Genomic DNA, 18,267 nt, shown 5'->3' on the forward strand with positions numbered 1-18,267 from the left:
TAAAGGAAACCTGAGGAGGTGCCTGCATTGTACCACGCTCACTCCACCCCCCTGCGCCATTGGTCCGCCCTGCTGGTGCTGCTTTGCCTGAGCCCTGCAACGCCCGCCGTCACCCTCAACATGATGTTTGGCCACGCCGACGGCGAGCCCATCGTCGAATTTGAAAGCAAGGCCCCGAATGCCCCGCTGAGCGGTGGCGTGACCTATGACCTGGGCCGGGCACTGGCCTTGCAGCTGAAAGTGCAGCTGCAGTTTGTAGAATTTTCCCGACGGCGTGTCGAAATGGCCTTGCTGAACGGCGATGCTCACATTGCCTGCAATACCAATCCGGCCTGGATGGACAAACCCGAGCGCTATCACTGGAGCAAGCCGGTTTACGCCCACGCCGAAACCCTGGTTTCGCGACAGCAGGTGGGCAAGCCGATCCGCGAGCCGCAGGACCTGAAAGGCGGATCTCTCGGCACCATTCTGGGCTACCGCTACCCGGACCTGGAGCCCTTTTTTCAGCAAGGCAGCATCCTGCGTCGGGACGAGCCTTCACTGGATGGCAATTTCCGCAAACTGGGCAGCGGGCAGCTGACCGCCTTGATCAGCACCCGCGATGAAATCGCCGCCTGGCTACGCCGCCGCCCGACGGAGCAGGGCAAGTTTGTGGTCAGCGACAAGGACCTGACCACCTACCCCACCCACTGCCTGCTCTCGCCCAAAGCACCCATTACCCTGGAGCAACTGGATGCCGCACTGGATGCCTTGCGCAAGAGTGGTCAGTTGCAACAGATCATGAGTCGCTACCAGCTCTCCCCGGTACCGTAAGCGCCACCCTTACTGTGCATCCGGCGCCAGGGATACACTGCCCCTTACCGGCATGGTGCCCATGCGCTTTTTCAGGCTGATGTAGGGGTCCCCCAGCACCGCCGCGTAGAACACGGCATTGCTCATCACCTTCTTCACATAGTCGCGGGTTTCATCAAACGGAATGGACTCGGTATAAATGGCCCCTTCCAGCGGCTTGCCACCCAGCCAGGCACGTGCACGCCCCGGGCCGGCATTGTAGGCCGCTGTCGCCAGCACCGGGTGGCCCAGGCTATCCAGAACATACTTCAAATAGCTGGTACCCAGCAGCACATTGGTGTCGATATCATGTACCGCACTTTGCTGATAACCGGCCAGACCAATGCGGCGGGCAATCCAGCTGGCGGTACCCGGCATCAGCTGCATCAGCCCGGCGGCCCCCACTGCGGAGCGCGCCACGCTGGCAAAGCGGCTTTCCTGCCGGATCAGGCCAAACACCCAGGCCTCATTCACCCCCAGCCGCTCGGTATGCAGCTTCATCACATCCCGGTAGGGACTCAGGAAACGCAATGAGAAGTTGTGCAATTGTTTGGTACGGTCGGCCGTATTGATGGCGCGGTCATACCACTGGTTGCGGCGGGCATACTCGGCAGCAGCCAGCAGCAGCTTGTCGTCCAGTTCCCGCTGGGTCAGCAGCCACTCGCGGTTGGCTTCAAACTTCCAGTCCATCTGGTACAGCAGCATGCCGCGCGCAAAGCCCGGCATTTGTGAAGCTTGCTTGACCTCGGCCTCGGTGGGCTTGTAGCTTTCACGCAGATTGAGAGTGTTCTGGCCCAGCTCCTCCGATGCCAGCAGGCCATAGTAGGTGTACTCCCCGGCCAGGCCCTGGTACAGCTCGCGCGCCTCGTCCAGATTGCCCTGCGCCGCCAGCGCCCGTGCCTTCCAGTAGCGCCAGGTGTTTTCACTGGCCATTTTCTCCGGCATGGCGGCGATGGCTTCTTTCACCATCGCCCAGTCCTTGCCGCGCAATGCCGCCCGCACTTTCCACCCCAGCTGGGTTTCCGACAGCGCGGTGTCCCCTGCCAGCCGGTACCACTCCACCGCTTCCGGCATCAGCTTGAATGACGCCCAGTGGGCCACCAGCCCCCAGGCGTATTTGCGGTCTACGGCATCCATGCCGCCCTGCCAGCGTTGCAGCAGCGCAGCGGCCTGAGCCGGGTCCAGCATGGCTTGCCGGTTCAAGGCGAACAAGGCCACCTCTCGTGCTGCACGGGGCTTGGGGAATTCGCTCAGGCGCGCCAGATAGCTGGTCGGGCTGTTATAAATACTCTCCAACTGGCGCAGGTCCAGCTGCTCACCGGCCGGCAACCAATCGTTGGTGGCGCGGGCGGCATCCAGCCGGTCACTCTTGGTGATTCGTCCTTCACGCAAGGCCAGCCGCATGCGGTCCCACACTGCGGTGCTGTCCAGGCCGGACTGCCGACGCCAGCTGTCCAGCAAGGTCAGGCAGCCTTTGGCCTGCTCGGCCCCGCTATACCATAGCGCCTTCAGTTCAGCCGGAGGCAAGGTGGTACCCCCGGCTTGCCGTGCCAGCAGCCGGTAGCAGTTCAATTCCTGGGTTTCATTGCCCAGCTTGGCATCAAACTGGTTGAAGACGCTCCACTGCTGGCGACGCCCCAGCGACAGCAGCCACTCCAGCCGCAAACGCTCACTCATCCAGCTGTCGGCGTATTGCTTCAGGTAAGCGTCCACCCGCGACGGGGCGGCGTTGTCCAGATCCAGCGCCAATTGCCAATAGCGCGGGTAAGGGGCGCCCAGGGTGCCATCCAGCCGGTTGGCCAGCTGCTCCAGACGCGCCGCATCCTTGACACGGAAAGCATCACGGGCCGCATTCAGGTCTTCAGGGATACCGGCGTGGGCCGTTGCCAGCATCAGCAGGCCGGTCAGGCTCAGACAAATCGGGGTAAAATGACGCAGTCGGTTCATGTACTCTATGTCACATAGCTTCCGGCTCACGCCGGGATCGTGGAAACGGGCCACCTATTCAGGTGGCCTTACAGGATAACACAATGCCATATTACAGCCTGAACCCGGCCACGGAAGCCCTGCAGGCCGAGTTCGCCAGCTTGCCTTCCGCTGACTTGCATGATGCCATAGCGGCCACCACACAGGCCCAGAAACGCTGGGCAGATTGGCCGCTACCTGCACGCTGTGAAGCGCTGAGACAGGTCGCCCGCCTGTTGCGTTCCCGGGAACATGCATTAGCCTGTCTGATCAGCCAGGAGATGGGCAAGTTAAACCGCGAAGCGGTGGCTGAGCTGGGCAAATGCGCCGACCTGGCCGACTTTTACGCCGACCATGCGCCTGCCATGCTGGCGGACCAGCCGGTCGCCCTGCCCAGTGGCCGCGGCTATGTCAGCCACCAGCCGCTGGGCACCGTGCTCGGGGTCATGCCGTGGAATTATCCCTTCTGGCAGGTTTTTCGCTTTGCCATTCCTGCGCTACTGGCGGGCAATGCCTGCTTGCTCAAACACGCCGCCAATGTGCCACAGTGCGCGATGGCGATTCAACAGCTGTTTGACGATGCGAGTCTGCCCGCGCAGACCTTCCAGACCCTGCTGCTGGAAAATGACGATGTCGACCGGGCGATTGCCCAGCCCACCGTGCGCGCCATTTCCTTTACCGGCTCGGAGACCATAGGCCGGCTGGTCGCGGCAACCGCCGGGCGCTATCTGAAGAAGTGCGTGCTGGAGCTGGGCGGTTCCGACCCCTGGGTGGTGCTGCATGATGCCGATCTGGAAGCCTCGGCCGATCAAGCCGTGGCAGCTCGCTTCATCAACGCCGGGCAAGCCTGTACCGCTGCCAAGCGCATCATTGTGGTACCCGAGGTTGCCGACCGCTTTGTCGCCCTGCTGGCCGAGCGCATTGCGCGGCTAACCCCGGGTGACCCGCTGGACCCGGCCACCCGCCTGGCACCGCTGGCCCGCAAGGACCTGCTCGACAAGCTGCAGCGGCAGGTGGATGCCAGCGTGGCGACCGGCGCGGAGGTGATTCTGGGCGGGAAACGCCAACCGGGTACCGGCTACTATTTCCAGGCCACCTTGCTGGATCAGGTGCCCGACAATGCCCCCGCCTATTTTGAGGAGCTGTTTGGTCCGGTGGCGGCGGTGATTCGCGCACAGGATGAAGCGGACGCACTACGGCTGGCCAACGACACCCGCTATGGTCTGGGGGGTGTGGTGTGGAGCCGTGATCTGGAACGCGCCGAAGCCTTTGCCCGCCGCATCGAATCCGGCATGGCCTACGTCAACAGCCAGCTACGTTCCAATAACCTGCTGCCCTTCGGTGGTATCAAAGCCTCGGGCTATGGTCGTGAGCTGTCCGAGCTGGGCATCCGCGAGTTCACCAACGCCAAGTCCATCTGGATCCGGGACTAGGCTTGCAATGACGGCAGCCATAGCGATAGCCCACCCCTATTAAATAGATAATAACAATCAATTTAACAGAACCAATAGCGCAAATCATAATGAGGCATCTTCACTCAACGCAGGAGCCTCAGCATGAAAACCGTCGGACAATCCCTCGAAGCCTTCCACATCACCGGCGTCAAGCCCGGTTTCAACCACCACGAAGAAAATGGCGTTTCCGCCTTTGAAAGCCTGACCGAGCAGTCCTTCAGCGGCAAGTGGAAGATCATCTACTTCTATCCCAAGGATTTCACCTTTGTCTGCCCGACCGAAATCGCCGAGTTCAACAAGCTGGTTAACGACTTTGCCGACCGCGACGCGGTGCTGCTGGGTGGCTCGACCGACAATGAGTTTGTCAAGCTGGCCTGGCGTCGTGAGCACAAGGACCTGGACCGCCTGAACCACTGGCAGTTTGCCGATGTCACCGGTTCGCTGGTGGACATGCTGGGCGTGCGTGATGCCCAGGCTGGCGTCGCCCTACGCGCCACCTTCATTGTCGACCCGGACAATGTGATCCAGCACGTCTCGGTGAACAACCTGAATGTGGGCCGCAACCCGCAAGAAATCCTGCGCCTGCTGGACGGCCTGCAGACCGACGAGCTGTGCCCGTGCAACCGCGCGGTAGGCGGCCAGACCCTGTAATTCACCTTACCAAACACCGGGGGCGCTGCCGCCCCCGGCTGGAGACTGCATCATGGAATTCCTGAACGACATCAAAGCGCTGATTCCGGACTATGCCAAGGATGTTCGCCTGAACCTGGACGGCGTCCTGGCCCGCTCCAGCCTGAGCCCGGCAGACGCCGTAGGGGCAGCCCTGGCAGCCGCCTTCGCCAGCAAGTCCGCCCCGCTGATTGCGGCCTTCCGCGACAGCGACATCCTGAGCGCCGAGGAAACCGAAGCCGCCCACACCGCGGCCGCCCTGATGGGCATGACCAATGTCTGGTACAGCTATCTGGACATGGCGGATAACGACGAGCTGAAAACCCTGCCCGCCCAGTTGCGCATGAACGCCTACCAAAACCATGGTGGTGTCGACAAGCGACGTTTCGAACTGTACGCGCTGGCTAGCAGCATCGTCGGCAAATGCCGTTTCTGCATCTCTGCCCACTACGCGGTGCTGCAGCAAGAGGGCATGAACAGTACAGAGCTGCGCGATGTCGGCCGCATTGCTGCTGTCATCAACGCGACGGCACAAGTGCTGGCAGCTAAAGCGTGACTAAAGTTTCACGCCAGCCGCTGGCATCCTCATGGCATATCCCCTACACTCGCCGCTGATCGTCAGTACGATCCACGGCAGTGCAGGGGAACCCCGCTGTACTACCGGTATCCATTGTTGCTCACAGGAATACCATGCACTGGGTCCAAGCCTTGATCGCGCCTCGCGCTGTCCTTATCGAAGCCAGCCTCACCCTGCCATCCGCTGTCATCTGCCCGCTGCAACATGGTCTGAGCTTGCTCCCCGTCACTCACGCGGTTGAGCATGAATTGCAAACCAGTGCCTGGGCCCAACAGGAGCCCCATCCTCCACTGGTCGAAGACATTGCAGCCGGCCTGGCCCCTTTGGCGGCACAGCTGTCTCATCGCGGGCCTGTTTTATATGCCGCCACCTTTTTCCATGGCGGCATGGGCTACCAAGACGCTTTAGTCTGGGAAGAGGGTCAGTTGACGCTGAAGCTGTCCGATACCCCCCATGACATGTCCAATTGGCCTGATACCCCGATCAGTCTGGCGCTGCGTCATCTTGGTATTGTCGCCAAACCCGGGCTGGACGAGTTTGACAGCGTCGGACTGGGGCTGCACCGTAGCAACGAAGCATGGGCCGATGAATACTCAAAGCACTGAGCAAATTCACCTTCCAAAGGCACGACTGATGATCAAGCCGCTTGCAATTACCGTAGCACTGCTCGCCTTGCAACCGAGCTGGATCATGGCAGCCACACCTTTGGCTACCCGGATTGAACTCGCACTACGTTGCAAGGCGGATCCTCTGGACGCTCAAGATCCTGCAACCCGGAAATGGTTACGACAGCAGGGCGTGCAATTCATCAATCATGACCCTGAAGGCCCACCAGATCAGGTCTTTCGCTTCAAGTCACCGATCACTATCGCTGGGGTTCGCATCAAGACCTTGTACTATCAGGCTGATAGCGGCGGGATCTTTATGGCTGAGTTCGACGGCGACGCGACGCAGTTGGCACAGTCATTGCGTCTGAAACCCCATACCGGCAGTAACCAGCAACGCCGGGAAGATGGCTATGGCTTACTGGATGCCCGCTTTATCGATCACACGGCAGGGCCGGGAGTCATGCAGCAGGTGGTCGGACCACTTACAGCCAACCCTAAACGCTACGGTTGGGCTTGCCACTTTCACGATGGCTGAGTGCTGTCTCCTCGCACCCACAGCTTGCTGAAATCCACCCAGCCATTGTTACCGGGCTTGGCTCCGGCCAGCCATGGCGCCGGGTGAAGGCAATTGGCTTCATGCGATAACGGTAGCAACCAGCCCTCCTGGATCAGATGGCTGGCTTCCTGTTGAAAACCCGCCAGTTGCTCGGCCTGCCCCGGCATTGCCTGGATCCTGGCCAAAGCCCGCCACAGTGCTTGCTGCCGCAGTGGTGGTAAATGCTCAATGATATTACCGCCCAGCCATTCATACAGGCTGAATATGGTATCTTCGGACAAGATCTCCCCTTGCAAGGTCAGGTCTGCCCGTGGAAAGCCAGTACCTTCCTGTAGTAATGCGGCATTGCGCTGCAGAACTGTCAGTGTGATGCCCGCCATGCTCAGCCGCTGACGAATGCGCGGCAATAACACACTGGCCTGCGGCACCCCGAAATGCTGCAGGGTCAAAACCTGTGCGGGGGGGCGGCTTATCCGCCCGGCTGGCGTGCCCTCCATAGGTGGCCAACTCGCTAGCAAATGGTGGGCCGGGCGCCGCCAGACCTCGTCGTCCGCCACCAGCGGGGGATGCGACAGCAACGCTGCCAGCTGTTGTCTCTGATTGTCGTCCGGTTCGCCCAAAATCAGGTAATGACAGCCCTCCGGCCAATGCAGTCCCTCACTGTGGACCGGCTGACCCTCTTCCTGCTGCCAGACAAGATCATAGGGCGCCGGGTAATCCGGCAGGTCCAGAATCCACAGCTCGATCTGCTCCAGCAGCGGTGCACCACGATGGTGATAGGGCATGGCCTGCAACAGCAAGCGCCCCGGATGCCGCTGCAGCAAGCGCCACGGTCCACTGCCAACCGGCAGCTCTCCAAAATGACGTCGGCGGCGACGCGGCACGATGGACGCCGGGCCATTGGCCAGGCAGTGCGGCCATAGCCAGTCTGGCCGCTCCAGCTCGCAACTGAAGCCAAGCGCATCGTGGCAGACCACCCGCCGCAGATGCCTGTATTGCCACTGCGCCGGGCCCGGCTCATCCCGCAAGCGCAGCAGGGTTTCCATCACGGCTGTACTATCCAGCACGCTGCCATCATGAAATTGCAGGCGGGGGCGTAACCAGAAACGCCAGCACTGCCCCTGCTGCTGTGCCTCCCAGTGGTGTGCCAGTGAACCAACCAGCCCGCGTTGTGGGTCCACCTCCAGCAAACGGTCAAACAGCTGCCGCACCAGATTGGCTTCCAGCCAGAACGCCACCGTCAGCGGGTCCAGCGATTTGAGCGCGCGAGGCAAGGGAATACGCAGCCGGGAACCGGCATCGTGCTGCGCCAGCAAGCGCGGCAGGCTATCCAGCCATTGCTGCCGCTCTGCAGCAGGCAGGCGCTGCAATACCTGCGACAGTGCGCCTTGCTGCAGCAACTGTTGCAGCTCCTGCTCCAGTTGCTGCAGCGCCTTGCCATGCAGCTGCAAGGTAGAGCGCACCCCGCGTCCACGGCCCGCTTGCCAGGTCAACCAGCCCTCGCCCTGCATGCGCCCCAGCAGTTGCCGGGCGTGCCGCTCGCTGACACACAGTTGCGCAGCCAGCTCCGGCAAGCCGGGCTGAACCGGTTGCTCACCGTAGGTCTGATACAGTTTCTGGAAGTAGCGTGCCAGCGACATGAGGTAAAAAGCAGAACAGAACCCTTGCTTTAGCCCTTATTTTCATTCCGCTTATTGTTGCACACTTGCCCGGTCATTACACACCTCAAAAGTCCACTATGACCGCCATCCGTCTGCTTCTGCTATGCCAAGCCTTGTTGGTGCTCAGCCGCGCGCTAACCCAGCCGCTGTTTGTCCTGTTGCTGCACCGCCAGCACCTCTCCACCGAATGGATCGGCCTAATTCTTTCCCTGTGCGGGGTCAGCGCCACCTTGATTGGCTTGTATGGGGGGCATCTGGCAGACCGCATGGGGCCGGCCCGGCTGCTGCGCAGCATGGTACTGCTGATTGCGCTGACCTTGCCGGCCCTGACACTCTCACCGCATCCCGCCATGTCCGCCCTCCTCATCTTGAGCGTGGACAGTGCCATGAGTGTCATCCTGGTGTCGTTCAAGGCCATGCTGGCACGCTGGATTACAACCGAGGAGCGGCCCAAGGTCTACGCCACCGGCTACCTGCTCTCCAACATCATGTTCTCGCTTGGACCGCTTTTGGGACTGCAGCTGGCCGGCCTGCAGTTTGCCATTCCCTTCTGGCTGGGAGGCATCAGTGTGGGTCTGACCTTGCCTGTGCTGCGACAGCTCCGCAGGTTTCCTGTCCAGCACGATGCCGATGTCCGCAGTACGGCCCGTTTCGTTGACACTCTCAGCCGCTTGCGCCAGGACCACGTGCTGGTGTGCTACACCTTGGTCAGTTTCTGCCACTCGATGATCTATGGCCGGTTCAGCGCCTGGCTGATGCTGTGGCTGCTGGACCATTGCAGCCCCATGCTCAGCCAGCGCTACCTCACCAGCATGATCCTGACCAATACGCTCGGCGTCGTCTTGCTGCAGTACCCGGTCAGCCGCTGGCTGTTGCGGGGTCATCTGGCACGATGGTTACTGTGGGCCAGCCTGTGCCTGCTGCCCGCTTTGTGGATATTGCAGGTCTCCACCAGCCTGCCGATGATGTGCGCGGCCATCCTGCTGTTCACCTTGGCTGAGCTGGTACTGGTACCCGCAGAATACCAGCTGATCGACCAGATTGCCCCGGCTGATGCGCGTGGGGCCTACTATGGTGCCAGCCAGCTGTCGATGCTGGGTGCGGCGCTCAGCCCGGTACTGTGTGGCGCCTTGCTGAAGTGGGGCGGGAACACGGCCCTGTTTCTATCACTGCAAGGCATCGCCATCGCGGGTGTCATGCTGCTGTTACTGGGCTTGCGCCTGCAACAGCAACGTACGCAACCGGTCCCGGTGACGGCTGCTCCGGGCTGACATGACGAGCGGTGCTTGCCCAAACCAGGCGTGCCGCATACCATGCCCACTGCCCCCCGGCTAAGTCAAACTGGTATTGGAGTATGGTATGCACGGCTTGCTGCGGGCACCCGCGCTGGCGTCGCTTGCCCTCATGGCAAGCACCGTCGCCCACGCGCTCACCCCCGCCATCATTTACGATCAGGGCGGTAAATTCGACAAAGGTTTTAACGAATCGGCTTTTGTAGGTGCGGAGAAATTCCGCGCCGAGAGCAAAATCAGTTTTCTGGAAGCCATGGCCACCCATGAAAACAACGCGGAAAACCAGATTCGCAACATGATCCAGAAGGGCGCAGACCACATCATCCTGATTGGTTTCACCTTCTCGGATGCCGTGGCCAAAACCAGCAAGGAATTCCCCAAGGTTCGCTTCACGCTGGTAGACAGCGTGGTGGAAGGCCCCAATGTGCAGTCGATTGTGTTCAAGGAGCATGAGGGGTCTTATCTGGTCGGCATGGCAGCGGCCTATGGCAGCAAAACCAGCAAGCTGGGCTTCATCACCGCCATGGACATTCCGATGCTGCAGGCGTTTGGCTGCGGTTATGCCCAAGGGGCCAAACAGGTGCGCGGCAATATTGAAGTGTTCACCAGCACCATCGGCACCACCGGCGAGGCATTCAGCAATCCACCCAAAGCAGCGCTGCTGGCCAAGAAGCAGATCGAGAAAGGCGCCGATGTGGTGTATGCCGCAGCAGGGGCTAGCGGCTTGGGCACGCTGCGGGTGGCCCGCGACACCAATACCTTTGCCATTGGCGTGGACAGTAACCAGAACTGGATGCTACCAGGCCGCGTGCTGACCTCCATGGTCAAGCGCATCGACACCGCGGTCTATCAGGCCTTGACCAGCTCCAGCAAAGGCAGCTGGAAGCCGGGCATTCTGAAACTGGGCCTGAAGGAAGGAGGGGTGGACTGGTCGCTGGACACGTACAACGCCAGCCTGATCAGCCCCGCCACCAAGGCGGCCGTGGAACAGGCCAGGAAGAACATCATCGAGGGCAAAACCCGGGTGGTGGATTTCCGTGAGGGCAACAGTTGCCCCGTTGCGCTCACGCCGATGTAACACACACGCCGGGCTGCCCCTTGCGGCAGCCCGGTGCTAACGCTTGATGCCGCTGCCCACCGGCAAGGCTGCAAACCAGTTGATGAAGCGCATCACATCCGACCCCTGATACACCGCGCCATGTTGCGGGCACATCATGTCCGGGTTCAGCTTGGCGGCACGCTCGCACCAGTCCAGCTTGGCTTCGGTCGAACCCATCCAGCGCCGGTGGAAGCCTTCTGCATGGCGAATGTGCTGGTCAAACTCGGTAACGAACAGACCCCCATCCTCCTCAGGCAGCAGCGCTGCGCCCACATCCCCGGAAAACAGGATACGGGCGGCCGAGTCATACAGCTGCATATTGCCAGACGAGTGCAGGTAGTGGGCCGGAACCGCCTGCAGCTCCAGCTGACCGTGACGGAAGCTCATTCCTTCATCCGGAATGGGAATCAGCGTCTGATCGTCCCCCCCAAAATGTGGAATGAAGGTGGCCCACAGGCGGCTGATATAGCAATGCAGTTGCGGGTTGAAGTCCAGCCACAAGCCCAGCGAGGAAATGATGTCCGGGTCTTGGTGCGAGGCAAACAGGCTGCGGATCGACAGCGGGTCCGCCACCGCGCTGATAGCAGAGAACACCGCCGGGAAAATTTCGCTGCCACCTGGATCGGTCAGCAGATTGTCGTTGCCACTGGAGATCAGGTATTCATTGGTATCAATCACATAACCGTGTTTGTCCGGGTCGCGTGCGATCAGTGTCCAGCGATGATCGCCTTGCTGGAAAATGACGGTTGCCTGTTTCATGCTTGCCTCCCCAAACCATCATGCAATGCGGCCAGGGCCGGAACAATGGCCTGGATGTTCTGGTCAAAATCCTGCGAGACTTCACTGAGCTGGTTGCTGTAGGCGGCACCGTAGGCCGCCTCAATCTTGGCGGAGCGGGAAATGGCAATGCCAAACTGGCAGATCTTCTGGGCGTCATCCAGCTTGACCTGCAATTCGCGTCGATACTGGCGAATGTCGGTTCGGATGCGGGAGAAAGCCTGCTTCTGCTGACCTAACCGCTGCTTTAATGCTCCGCAGTGCTCACCAGACAACACATTGGCGGCTTGCATCAGCTTGGCCCGCCGCTCTTGTCGCAGCAGGTCGGTGATCAGGGCCACCGAGCGATAGGCATCCTGCTTCAGCAGTTGCATGACCCGGGTCAGCTCCACCGACAAGACCCGCAGTTCTTTGGAGATGACACTGAAGCCCAGCGCGGCGCGTCCTGCCCGGTTGGCCAGCAAGATGGCATTCAGGGCCATGATATTGATCTGGAAGGCGATGACCACCACCTCCTTGATGCCCTCATTGAGATGCACCATATCGACCAGTTCGGTTGCAGCAGCAGATTGCTCGGACATCGGCTTACCCCGGCAGGTAACAGCTTCAGTCTAGCAAATGAGAAAAATTTTGCTGTGCGGCGCGCAGCCCGGCTTGATCCGGATCAAGTCACCGCAGGCAAGCGCACCAGCAGGGCGTGTGCTGTCGCCAGATTAGTGGCCAGCGCCACATTGTGAACATCGCACACCCGCAGCAGGGCAGTGATGTCTGGTTCGTGCGGCTGCGCCTGCAGCGGATCGCGCAGGAACAAGACCATGTCCACCCGCCCCTCAGCCGCCCAGGCACCAATCTGCTGGTCGCCACCGAGCGGGCCGGACAGCAGCCCCTCCACCGGCAGGCCAGTACCTTCACGAATACGCTGACTGGTGGTGCCAGTACCGATCAGGCGATGCGGGCGCAGCAGCGCTGCGTGCGCCCGTACCAGCGCTACCATGTCATCCTTCTTGCGATCGTGCGCAATCAGGGCAATGGTCAGCCGCTTCATGCCGTTTTGCGGGGTTTACGCTTCGGCGCCGCCGGTGCGTCGAGACCATGGCCCACACGCACAATCTTCATGGTATTGGTACCACCCGGCTTGCCCAGGGGCTCGCCATTGGTGATGACGATGGCGTCGCCCACCTCTACCAGCCCGGCTTCCAGCAGCTTGCGCTCGGCATCGGCCAGCAAGGCATCCCGGTCCACATAATTGGCTTCCAGCAGCAAGGTGCTGACATCCCGGTACAGCGCCAAACGGCGACGGGTACTTTCCTGCGGCGTCAGTGCAATGATCGGCACTCCGGCGTTCAGGCGGCTCATCCACAGGGCGGTCGAGCCCGATTCGGTCAGCGCGGCAATGGCCTTGACCTTGAGATGGTGCGCAGTAAACAGCGCCGCCATGGCAATCGACTGGTCGATGCGGGTGAAGGTGCGGTTGAGGAAATCGGTATCCAGCGTGATATGGGCCGATTTTTCCGCTTCCACGCAGATGCGGGCCATCGCGGTCACGGTCTCGATCGGGAACTGGCCGGACGCGGTTTCGGCGGACAGCATCACCGCATCGGTGCCGTCCAGCACGGCATTGGCCACATCCGACACTTCGGCACGGGTCGGTACCGGGCTGGAGATCATCGACTCCATCATTTGCGTCGCCGTGATCGACAGCTTGTTATGCTCGCGGGCCATGCGGATCAGCTTCTTCTGTACCGCAGGCACCGCCGCATCACCGATTTCCACCGCCAGATCGCCACGCGCCACCATCACGCCGTCACAGGCTTGCAGCAGGTCTTCCAGGTCGCGTACCGCTTCGGTGCGCTCCACTTTGGCGATCATCTGCGCATGGCCACCCGCAGCGCGCATCAGCTCACGCGCCATATACATGTCGGCGCCGTTCTTGGGGAAGGAGACGGCGATGAAGTCGGCCTCAAACGCCACCGCAGTCTTGATGTCTTCCATGTCCTTGGCGGTCAGCGCTGGCGCGGTCAGCCCGCCGCCCAGCTTGTTGATGCCCTTCTTGTTGCTGAGCACCCCGCCGTGTACCACGGTGCAATGCACTTCGCTGTTGCGCACATCTTCCACCCGCAGCTCAATGCGGCCATCGTCCAGCAGCAGGGTATCGCCCTCGGTCACATCATTGACCAGTTCCTTGTAGTCCAGCCCGACCCGGTTCAAATCACCGCTGGTTGCATGCGCATCGAGGATGAAGCGCTCGCCGTTGTTCAGGTGAACCTTGCCTTCGACAAAAGTGCCGATACGGATCTTCGGCCCCTGCAGGTCCGCCATCACGCCGACATCACAACCCAGTCGGGCGGCGATTTCGCGTACCAGCCGTACCCGCTGGGTATGCTCTTCGGCCGTGCCGTGCGAGAAATTGATGCGGACGACGTTCACGCCAGCCTTGAGCATGCCCTCCAGGGCTTCCGGGCTGGTGCTGGACGGGCCAAGGGTGGCAACAATCTTGGTTTTACGGAACATGGCTGATTACGCGCCCTTAGCGCGCCTCCTGGCTTCGGGCTGGACGGATGGTCGGCAGGCCCGTGGAACGGAAACCGGGCGCGGGTAAGCGCCGGTCAAATAAAAAGAAGGGCACAAGACAGACAGCGTTTCCCCCCAGAAACACTGGCCACCCCGTGCCCCCCACTCGTGAACCGGTCATGTGACGCTGTTCGCGTCGCTCAGCCCGCTGCCTTCATCAAGGCAACGGTGGTATCCAGCATGCGGTTGGAGAAACCCCACTCGTTGTCATACCAGCTCGACACCTTGACCAGACGGCCTTCAGATACCTTGGTCAAGGTAGCATCAAAGATGCTGGAATGCGGGTTGTGGTTGAAATCCACTGACACCAGCGGAGCGGTGTTGTACGCCAGAATGCCCTTCAGCTCGCCTTCCGCGGCGGCCTTCAGCACGGCATTGACTTCATCCGCCGTGGTATCCCGGGCGGCGACAAAGGTCAGATCCACCAGCGACACATTAATAGTAGGCACGCGCACGGCAAAGCCATCCAGTTTGCCATTCAGTTCCGGCAACACCAGACCGACGGCAGCGGCGGCGCCAGTCTTGGTCGGGATCATCGACGATACTGCCGAACGGGCGCGGCGCAGGTCTTCGTGGTACACATCGGTCAGCACCTGGTCATTGGTGAAGGCATGTACCGTGGTCATCAGGCCGTTCACCAGACCGATCTTCTCGTGCAGCGGTTTGACCAGCGGTGCCAGACAATTGGTGGTGCAGGAGGCATTGGAAATCACCGTGTCGCTGGCTTTCAGCACGCCATGGTTGACGCCGTAAACGACCGTCGCATCCACATCCTTGCCACCCGGCGCGGAGATGATCACCTTTTTGGCCCCCGCTTGCAGGTGCAGGCTCGCCTTTTCCTTGCTGGTGAACAGGCCGGTACATTCCAGTACCACGTCCACATTCAGCGCCTTCCACGGCAGCTCGGCCGGGTTACGCACGGCGGTGGTCAGGATACGGTCGCCATTGACCACCAGATATTCACCATCCACCGAGACCTGCCCCGGGAACATGCCATGGGTGGTGTCGTACTGGGTGAGGTGGGCGTTGGTGTTGGCATTGCCCAGATCGTTGATGGCCACGATTTCGATATCGTGCTTCTTGCCGCCTTCGTACAGGGCCCGCAGTACATTGCGGCCAATGCGGCCATAGCCGTTGATGGCAACCCGGATGCTCATGCTCACCTCCACAGTACTTCAATACAGATGTAGTTTTGTTTCCAACACCGCAGCGCAAACGATTCGTGCATCGCAACATGTTGATTGTCAGGAGTTTCCGACAATATTTGCATGCAAACAAGCCACCGGCGCGCATGGAAAGGTTGAGACTACTCTAGTCCAAATGTAGTTCAATTACAAGTAACAAAACTAATAATTTTGTGTCAGTTTGATGTAGTCGCATGCACATCCAGGGGGCACTCGATCGCAGCATCCATGCATGCCCATGCTGGCAGCGGCCTGCTCTGTTAATATAGCGCGACCTGCCACTACGCCGTCATCATGCGCCCGCTTCCGCTTACCCCCAGCCTGCTGTTCACCACCCTCGCCAGTCTGTTGCTCGGTTTTTGTTGCCTGTTTGTCGACCCCGGCTACTCAGCGCTGGTGCAATACACCCTGGTGTTTGTCGGACTGACCGCGCTGGTGTTTCTCACTCTGCTGGCACGCAGCTGGCTGGAACGCGAAACGCTGACCGATCTGCTGGCTGCGGCATTGTGTGTCGGCGGTACGGTGGTTGCTGTCGACGGGGCGCAACAGCTGCTCAGCGCCATGGGCTCAGCCCGCTTTGCCAACCAGCAGATTGCCGGCACCCTGATTCGCCAGCCGAATCTGTACGCCAGCATGCTGTTACTGGGCTGGACCGCCACCCTCTACCTGCTGCCCGCGTTGCAAGTTCGCTGGTGGCGGATCGGTGGCTGGCTATTGGCAGCAGTGGTCTTCGGCTGCACCTTGCCGTTTACCGGCTCGCGCACCATGTTCATCAATCTGGCGCTGCTCAGTGGCCTGGCGATTGCCGCGCTGATCCTGGGCCGCTATCAGCGGCAGAAGCACTTTGGGCTCAGCCTGTTGCTCGCCATGCTGCTGGCGCTGGTGTCACAATTTACCTTGCCACCGGCGCTGGCCAAATTGACCGGGGCTACCAACCGCAGCGTACTGCAACGCGTAGAGGCCGCAGGGGCCACCGCCAGCGCCCGCCTGCGTACCGACGAGTGGAAAAAGGCGGTGCAGGTGTGGCAGGCACACCCGCTCACCGGCGTCGGTACCGTACGCTTCCCTTACCATAGCTTTGTCCTGCAACAGCAGGCCCCCTTCAACGAAATCCCGCGCGAGCGACTGTACACCCACCCGCACAACCTCCTTTTCGAGGTGCTCGCCGAGCAGGGTCTGATCGGTCTGGGCTTGCTGCTCGGCTTTCTGTGGTGGTGGTCCATCCAGCAAGTGTGGCAGAAGATGGATAGCCCACGCCTGCTGGGCTGTGCCGGTGTGCTGATCCTGCTGACCCACAGCATGCTGGAATTCCCGTTGTGGTACTGGTATTTCCTGATCCCGTTCACCCTGCTGCTGGCGTTGAACGACGACAGCCGCTGGCATCTGCGCCTGTCGGTACCGGGTAGTGTGCTCTTGCTGGCACCCGCGCTTACCCTGCTGGGTTGGGGCGGTTACCAGCAATGGCTGGGCACACAGCAGATCAACGCCAGTTATCACGCCTACTTTACCGCGCGCAATGTCAGCCAGTCCCGCCAGTTGGCCCGCCCGGCGCTGAATAACCCGCTGCTGTCGCTGGATGCGGAGATGCAGTACAGCTATGGCGATACCGCCAATCTGCGCACGCTGCCGGATACGCTGGCACGCAATACCCGCCTGCTGCGCTGGCGGCCTTTCGCCAGTGTGGTCTACCACCGCGCCTTGTTGCTGGCCCAGGCCGGCCAGTTGAAGGAAGCCCGTTTCTGGCTGGCTGCCGGTTTGCGCAACTACCCCAAGGATCGCGGCTACCTGGAAAACATGTATGTGCGCTCCGAGCCGACCCCAGCGCTCAAAGCCTTCTATGCCGAGTATCAGGTGGCGAGCCAGAAGCGGCTGGACGAGATCAAGGCTGAGGTGGCCGCCATCCAGCGCAAAAGAGCTGCGTCATTGAAGCTGCAGCCTGTTGCAGCAAGCGCGGCGTCGCAGCCTGCATCGCGCTGAGGTCCGCCGGGCCATCGGCGATGGAGAAGCAGCCTTGAAAGCGTGCCTGTAGCGCCTCACGTGCCGCAGGATCAATGGCACCTGACAGCAGGCTGACCGGCACCGGCTGCCGCTGCGCCCAAGCGGCTACGCGCCAAGGCAACTTGCCACCCAACGTTTGCAGGTCGCTACGCCCCTCGCCGGTCACCACCCAGTCGGCCCAGGCCAACTTGGCCTCGGCCCCCAGCTGCTGCAGCATCCAGTCGGCACCGGATTGCTGTCGGGCACCCAGCAGCCGCAGCGCATAACCGATACCACCCGCCGCCCCACTACCGGTGGCCGCACTGGCGGACCATCCCGCCAAGGCATCGCCCAGCGTGGCCCAGTGACACATGGCCGCCTCCAGCGCCTCCTGTTGGGGCGGTGCAAAGCCTTTTTGCCGGGCAAACACCCTGGTCGCCCCTTGTGGTCCGCACAAAGGGTTGTCCACATCGCTGAGCAGGGTCAGCGTGAGCTGCGCCAGCCGGGGGTCCAGGCCATCGGGGTCCAGTGCCTGCAGGGACAACAGGTCTTGCGCCGTGGGCCATACTGCGGCTGCTCGCGGTGCGAGCTGCGCGCCCAAGGCCACCAGCAGCCCCAGGCCACCGTCGTTGACGCTGCTACCGCCCAGCGCCACGCTGATGTGCGTAGCGCCCGCATCCAGCGCCTGACGAATCAGCAACCCCACCCCGGCGCTGCTGCGCTGCATCGGGTCACCCTCGCCCGCCTGCCCCAGGCCAACCACCGTTGCAACCTCGAGCAGCGCATGACGCTCAGACAGCCACAACAGCGGTGCTTCAAGTGGTTGCCCGTAGGCGTCAACCACTGGTACGCGGTATTGCGGGCCACCCTGCACCTGCGCCAGCACCTGCAGGCTGCCCTCGCCACCATCGGCCAGCGGCAGGCAGGCCACTTCAGCCTCCGGACACACCTGTCGCACCCCTGCTGCCATCGCCTCCGCGACCTGTACCGCATCCAGCGAACCTTTGAAACTGTCCGGACACAGCAGCACGCGCAAGGGCCACATG

Annotated in this window: 17 protein-coding genes; 9 read left to right on the forward strand and 8 right to left on the reverse strand. The window is 61.4% G+C overall.

Features of this window, described 5'->3' with window-relative positions:
- Window positions 1–18 precede the first annotated feature (18 nt).
- Window positions 19–813 (forward strand): substrate-binding periplasmic protein, encoded by a 795-nt coding sequence (locus HF682_RS13615; protein WP_168877864.1) that lies wholly within the window; start codon window positions 19–21, stop codon window positions 811–813.
- A 9-nt stretch (window positions 814–822) separates the two neighbouring features.
- Here the strand turns inward: HF682_RS13615 and HF682_RS13620 are convergent, their stop codons facing one another.
- Window positions 823–2,778 carry a transglycosylase SLT domain-containing protein gene (locus tag HF682_RS13620; protein WP_168877865.1) on the reverse strand — a complete coding sequence of 652 codons (1,956 nt, stop codon included), beginning with the start codon at window positions 2,776–2,778 and terminating at the stop codon, window positions 823–825.
- 83 nt (window positions 2,779–2,861) lie between these two features.
- Between HF682_RS13620 and HF682_RS13625 the strand changes: the two genes are divergently transcribed.
- From HF682_RS13625 to HF682_RS13645, 5 genes are all read left to right on the forward strand, one after another.
- Window positions 2,862–4,229 carry an NAD-dependent succinate-semialdehyde dehydrogenase gene (locus HF682_RS13625; RefSeq protein ID WP_168877866.1) on the forward strand — a complete coding sequence of 456 codons (1,368 nt, stop codon included), beginning with the start codon at window positions 2,862–2,864 and terminating at the stop codon, window positions 4,227–4,229.
- Window positions 4,230–4,352: 123 nt separating this feature from the next.
- Window positions 4,353–4,901 carry a peroxiredoxin gene (locus HF682_RS13630; RefSeq protein WP_168877867.1) on the forward strand — a complete coding sequence of 183 codons (549 nt, stop codon included), beginning with the start codon at window positions 4,353–4,355 and terminating at the stop codon, window positions 4,899–4,901.
- Window positions 4,902–4,953: 52 nt separating this feature from the next.
- Window positions 4,954–5,475 (forward strand): carboxymuconolactone decarboxylase family protein, encoded by a 522-nt coding sequence (locus tag HF682_RS13635; protein WP_168877868.1) that lies wholly within the window; start codon window positions 4,954–4,956, stop codon window positions 5,473–5,475.
- Window positions 5,476–5,609: 134 nt separating this feature from the next.
- On the forward strand, window positions 5,610–6,101 hold the full coding sequence (locus tag HF682_RS13640) for a hypothetical protein (protein WP_168877869.1): 492 nt from the start codon (window positions 5,610–5,612) through the stop codon (window positions 6,099–6,101).
- Entirely contained in the window at window positions 6,082–6,639 is a 558-nt protein-coding gene (locus tag HF682_RS13645; protein WP_168877870.1) for a hypothetical protein, read from the forward strand. Before HF682_RS13640 ends, HF682_RS13645 begins: the two co-directional genes overlap by 20 nt.
- On the opposite strand, the gene HF682_RS13650 is transcribed toward HF682_RS13645, so the two are convergent.
- The gene (locus HF682_RS13650) at window positions 6,627–8,300 is read right to left on the reverse strand and encodes an SgrR family transcriptional regulator (RefSeq protein ID WP_168877871.1); all 1,674 of its coding nucleotides are present in this window, start codon (window positions 8,298–8,300) and stop codon (window positions 6,627–6,629) included. The genes HF682_RS13645 and HF682_RS13650 overlap by 13 nt on opposite strands.
- Window positions 8,301–8,398: 98 nt before the next feature.
- Between HF682_RS13650 and HF682_RS13655 the strand changes: the two genes are divergently transcribed.
- The gene (locus HF682_RS13655) at window positions 8,399–9,592 is read left to right on the forward strand and encodes an MFS transporter (protein WP_168877872.1); all 1,194 of its coding nucleotides are present in this window, start codon (window positions 8,399–8,401) and stop codon (window positions 9,590–9,592) included.
- Between the two features lie 88 nt (window positions 9,593–9,680).
- Window positions 9,681–10,691: a BMP family lipoprotein gene (locus tag HF682_RS13660; protein WP_168877873.1), complete on the forward strand. Its 1,011-nt coding sequence runs from the start codon at window positions 9,681–9,683 to the stop codon at window positions 10,689–10,691.
- 36 nt (window positions 10,692–10,727) lie between these two features.
- On the opposite strand, the gene HF682_RS13665 is transcribed toward HF682_RS13660, so the two are convergent.
- The 5 genes from HF682_RS13665 to gap form a co-directional block, all read right to left on the reverse strand.
- Window positions 10,728–11,471: an oxygen-binding di-iron domain-containing protein gene (locus HF682_RS13665; protein ID WP_168877874.1), complete on the reverse strand. Its 744-nt coding sequence runs from the start codon at window positions 11,469–11,471 to the stop codon at window positions 10,728–10,730.
- Window positions 11,468–12,070: a methyl-accepting chemotaxis protein gene (locus HF682_RS13670; RefSeq protein WP_168877875.1), complete on the reverse strand. Its 603-nt coding sequence runs from the start codon at window positions 12,068–12,070 to the stop codon at window positions 11,468–11,470. The genes HF682_RS13665 and HF682_RS13670 overlap by 4 nt, the downstream gene beginning before the upstream one ends.
- A gap of 83 nt (window positions 12,071–12,153) precedes the next feature.
- Entirely contained in the window at window positions 12,154–12,534 is a 381-nt protein-coding gene (locus HF682_RS13675) for a methylglyoxal synthase (RefSeq protein ID WP_168877876.1), read from the reverse strand.
- The gene (gene pyk, locus HF682_RS13680; protein WP_168877877.1) at window positions 12,531–14,000 is read right to left on the reverse strand and encodes a pyruvate kinase; all 1,470 of its coding nucleotides are present in this window, start codon (window positions 13,998–14,000) and stop codon (window positions 12,531–12,533) included. The genes HF682_RS13675 and pyk overlap by 4 nt, the downstream gene beginning before the upstream one ends.
- 200 nt (window positions 14,001–14,200) lie before the next feature.
- On the reverse strand, window positions 14,201–15,217 hold the full coding sequence (gap, locus tag HF682_RS13685; protein WP_168877878.1) for a type I glyceraldehyde-3-phosphate dehydrogenase: 1,017 nt from the start codon (window positions 15,215–15,217) through the stop codon (window positions 14,201–14,203).
- Window positions 15,218–15,538: 321 nt separating this feature from the next.
- On the opposite strand from gap, the gene HF682_RS13690 reads away from it, so the two are divergent.
- A complete protein-coding gene (locus HF682_RS13690; RefSeq protein WP_168877879.1) occupies window positions 15,539–17,221 on the forward strand; it encodes a PglL family O-oligosaccharyltransferase in 1,683 nt (560 codons plus the stop codon).
- Here the strand turns inward: HF682_RS13690 and HF682_RS13695 are convergent.
- A complete protein-coding gene (locus HF682_RS13695; protein ID WP_168877880.1) occupies window positions 17,124–18,266 on the reverse strand; it encodes a glycerate kinase in 1,143 nt (380 codons plus the stop codon). The genes HF682_RS13690 and HF682_RS13695 overlap by 98 nt on opposite strands.
- Between the last annotated feature and the right edge of the window lies 1 nt (window position 18,267).

Origin of the sequence: Leeia aquatica (assembly GCF_012641365.1) — a bacterium.
Taxonomy (GTDB): domain Bacteria; phylum Pseudomonadota; class Gammaproteobacteria; order Burkholderiales; family Leeiaceae; genus Leeia; species Leeia aquatica.

Bases quoted from the DNA above. Each gene is read 5' to 3' on its own strand.
- HF682_RS13655 (WP_168877872.1), top strand. From the start codon at position 8,399: ATGACCGCCATCCGTCTGCTTCTGCTATGCCAAGCCTTGTTGGTGCTC.
- pyk (WP_168877877.1), bottom strand. From the start codon at position 14,000: ATGTTCCGTAAAACCAAGATTGTTGCCACCCTTGGCCCGTCCAGCACC.
- HF682_RS13625 (WP_168877866.1), top strand. From the start codon at position 2,862: ATGCCATATTACAGCCTGAACCCGGCCACGGAAGCCCTGCAGGCCGAG.
- HF682_RS13650 (WP_168877871.1), bottom strand. From the start codon at position 8,300: ATGTCGCTGGCACGCTACTTCCAGAAACTGTATCAGACCTACGGTGAG.
- HF682_RS13675 (WP_168877876.1), bottom strand. From the start codon at position 12,534: ATGAAGCGGCTGACCATTGCCCTGATTGCGCACGATCGCAAGAAGGAT.
- HF682_RS13690 (WP_168877879.1), top strand. From the start codon at position 15,539: ATGCGCCCGCTTCCGCTTACCCCCAGCCTGCTGTTCACCACCCTCGCC.
- HF682_RS13660 (WP_168877873.1), top strand. From the start codon at position 9,681: ATGCACGGCTTGCTGCGGGCACCCGCGCTGGCGTCGCTTGCCCTCATG.
- HF682_RS13635 (WP_168877868.1), top strand. From the start codon at position 4,954: ATGGAATTCCTGAACGACATCAAAGCGCTGATTCCGGACTATGCCAAG.
- HF682_RS13620 (WP_168877865.1), bottom strand. From the start codon at position 2,778: ATGAACCGACTGCGTCATTTTACCCCGATTTGTCTGAGCCTGACCGGC.
- HF682_RS13640 (WP_168877869.1), top strand. From the start codon at position 5,610: ATGCACTGGGTCCAAGCCTTGATCGCGCCTCGCGCTGTCCTTATCGAA.
- HF682_RS13630 (WP_168877867.1), top strand. From the start codon at position 4,353: ATGAAAACCGTCGGACAATCCCTCGAAGCCTTCCACATCACCGGCGTC.
- gap (WP_168877878.1), bottom strand. From the start codon at position 15,217: ATGAGCATCCGGGTTGCCATCAACGGCTATGGCCGCATTGGCCGCAAT.
- HF682_RS13645 (WP_168877870.1), top strand. From the start codon at position 6,082: ATGAATACTCAAAGCACTGAGCAAATTCACCTTCCAAAGGCACGACTG.
- HF682_RS13670 (WP_168877875.1), bottom strand. From the start codon at position 12,070: ATGTCCGAGCAATCTGCTGCTGCAACCGAACTGGTCGATATGGTGCAT.
- HF682_RS13695 (WP_168877880.1), bottom strand. From the start codon at position 18,266: ATGTGGCCCTTGCGCGTGCTGCTGTGTCCGGACAGTTTCAAAGGTTCG.
- HF682_RS13665 (WP_168877874.1), bottom strand. From the start codon at position 11,471: ATGAAACAGGCAACCGTCATTTTCCAGCAAGGCGATCATCGCTGGACA.